Genomic DNA, 3,020 nt, shown 5'->3' on the forward strand with positions numbered 1-3,020 from the left:
GACGCTCTTCCGATCTCCTGCTCGCTCGCCGGCGGCGCGACCTGCGTGGAGCCGCCCTCCGGAGCCGGGGCCGGAGCCGGAGCCGGGGCGGGCGCGGGAGCCACGGCCTGACCCGACGGGGTGTCTTCCCGCACGAGGTGTGCGTCGAAGCTCACATTGGGGGTCGCGTGGTAGTTGGCCAGCACCTGCACCGCGATGGTGTTCTCGCCCTCGTGGAGAAGGTTCACCGGGATCGAGAACGACACCGGGTTCGAGCGGGCGGAGGTGGTCGACGGCGCGGCGGTGGCGTAGCTCTTCGCCGTGATGTCGCCCTTCGGCGCGTTCTTGCGCCCGACCTCGGTGCCGTTGATCCACACCACGATGCCGTCGTCGGCCCAGGTGTTGAGCCACGACCACTCGGGGAGGTCCGAGGTGAGCGTGAAGCTCTTGGTGAAGAAGGTCGACAGCGGGCGGTCGGTCGACGACGGGATCTTCGTCGCGACGCGTCCGACCCGCGAACCGGCGCCGAACGGAGCCTTCGCGGTGTCCCACGACGACGAGCCGGTCTGCCAGTCGGACGAGGGCGCCGTGGTCGACCGGTAGTACGACCACTCCGACCCCCTCTCGATCACGGAGGCGATGGCGTTCGACGCCGTGTCTGCGGCGGAGGCCGAGGAGGGTGCCGCGATGGCACCGGAGCCGATCACCGCGACGGCGGCGAGAGAGGCGAGCAGGGTAGAGCGGACAGGGTGAATCGAATTACGTAGTGATCTCATCATTTCGAAGGGTCAGGAAGACCGCCCGGATCTCTCGGGATGTCACCGGGTTCCTCTGGTTCGGATGCGGGCCGAGCTTTCCCCCTCGATGCATCCTGCGAACAGATAGCGGTGTCCACCCTATGCGACAGAATGTAACGCGTTACCCATATTCCAGAGCGATACGGTCCCGACGGCCGCGGGAGAGCCGACGAACGGCCCTCCCGCGGCGCACCCTCACACCAGCAGATTCGCGGTGTCGACCACGCGGTCGCCCGCGTCGGGGAAGGCCGTGCGAGTCACCCCGGCCTCGACGTTCCCGGTGTGCAGCAGCGTCGACTCGGCACCGAACGCGTCGGCCCCCAGCTCGAGCCTGCCGCCCTCGAACCGGTTCCCGACCGCGCGGTAGTGCGTCGCGCCCGAGGTGAGAGAGACGTGGGTCGTGCCGCCGTCGCCGCGGAAGGTGCTGTCGCTCAGGGTCACGTGCAGCTCGCCCGCGCCCGTCCGCCCGATCCCCGTGCCGCCCTTCGCCGCGACGTCCGCACCCGCGAACTCCAGCGTCTGCCGCTCGCCCCTGGCCGCCGCGATCCGCACGTTGCGCAGGGTCGCGCCCTCGAACCTCAGCCGCTCGGACGACGACGCGAGGGGCGCGGAGTCCTCCGCGGCGGTGAGGGTCGAGCCGCGGAACGTCACGGCGCCCGCCCCGCCGATCTTCACGCCGCCGACGTTCGTGAGCACGGTGTCGACGAAGGTGACCGGGGTCGTGACCGTCGCGTTGGTGAGGTCGCCCGGAGCGACGAACGTGATGTGCGAGTCGGCGACCACGGTCGGGCGGGCGGAGTTGTCCGACGCCTGCGTGATGATCAGGGTGTCCGACGCCGTGCACCCGCGCAGCTGCGCGCCGTCGGCGTTGATCCACAGCATGCCGGAGCCCGACAGCGACGGCTTGCCGATCACCTGCACGTCCTCCAGCGTGAGGTCGGTGATGCGCACGCGCGCCACGAACCACGAGCACACGTGCTTGCGCACCGTGATGCGCTTGGCGGCCGAGCCCCACGCGGCACCAGAGTTCGCGAACGTCATCAGGCCCGAGTTGCCCGTGTAGGTCAGGTCGTGCTCGTACTGCCCGTGCGTCACGAACGGGCCCTGGTCGTCGCCGTCGCCGTGGCAGTTCTCCACCAGGCAGTAGGCGCTCGCCGTGAAGTCGTTGAGGTGCCGCGCGTTCGCGGTGTGGCAGTTGGCGACGTACCCGTACAGGCAGTAGATCTGCTGCGTCAGGTAGCCCGCGCCACCCCACGTGACGGAGGTCGGGTTCTTCAGCGTGCAGCTCTCGGTGCTGAAGTACGTGTTCCAGCGACGCTGGATGAGCGGCCAGAACGTGGCGGTGCCGTCGATGTGGTCGACGTCGCAGCGCACCGCGTACTCGAACGCCAGCGGGTGCGAGCCGGTGTACTCGTCGGTCCCTCCGCCCAGGAACTTCAGGTTCGACACCGTGATGTCCTGCACGGGCTTCACGTGCCGCCACGTCATGGTGCGGTCCTTGCCGAGCGGCCAGCCGTTCTTGTAGTTCACGCGGATGTGCGTGCCGTCCACGATCTGCGTCACCTGCACGAGCCGCTGCAGTTCGCGCTCCCAGCGGCCCGAGAGCGCGTTCACCTCGGCCGCGTACCACTCGCCGACCGCGAAGAACGAGGAGTCGGCGACCGGGAAGACGTCGGCGAGGTCGGGCACGTTCTCGCCGAGCCGCGCCTCCTGCACCGCCTCGGTCACCTCGCCGCGGAAGAACATGACCGCGGCGAACGGGTCGTCCTTGCCGGCGTTCTCGATGCCCTGCGTGGTCATGAGGTGGTGGTGGAAGTCGAACGCCAGGTGGGAACGGGTGAACCGGTGCCGGCGCACGAAGTTGAGGTCGGAGTACGCCTCGATGCGGCGGACGCTCGCGTCGCCCACCAGCGCGTCCAGCGCGTCGTCGGCCGGGACGGAGGCGTCCATGATCCCGAACACCCGGAAGTCCACCGTGCCCTGGTGCACCAGCACCCAGACGCCGCCCTTCGGCCCCGCGAGCACCGTGCCGCCGTTGGCCGCAGGGCCGTCCTTCTTCACGAAGCGGTACAGGCCGGCGCCGCCGTCGCCCGGAGCCGCATAGCCGCTCGTGCGCACCAGGTCGCCGTCCTTGCCCTTGCGAGCCGCGAGCGCCGCAGCCGTGCCGGCGTTCGCCACGGTCTTCGAGCCCGACGAATCCTGCGGCGCCACGGGGCCGGCGGCCTGCGCGGATGAGGTGCTTCA

The 3,020-nt window shown here is 70.0% G+C and carries 1 protein-coding gene and 1 pseudogene; both read right to left on the reverse strand.

Annotated features, from left to right (window positions below; translation table 11 throughout):
* Window positions 1-686: pseudogene (locus DW299_RS10070) on the reverse strand (beta galactosidase jelly roll domain-containing protein); the annotation flags it as partial.
* 285 nt (window positions 687-971) lie between these two features.
* Window positions 972-2,987 (reverse strand): peptidase C14, encoded by a 2,016-nt coding sequence (locus DW299_RS10075; protein WP_136036503.1) that lies wholly within the window; start codon window positions 2,985-2,987, stop codon window positions 972-974.
* Window positions 2,988-3,020 lie beyond the last annotated feature (33 nt).

Source organism: Microbacterium sp. K35 (assembly GCF_004794375.1).
GTDB lineage: Bacteria > Actinomycetota > Actinomycetes > Actinomycetales > Microbacteriaceae > Microbacterium > Microbacterium sufflavum.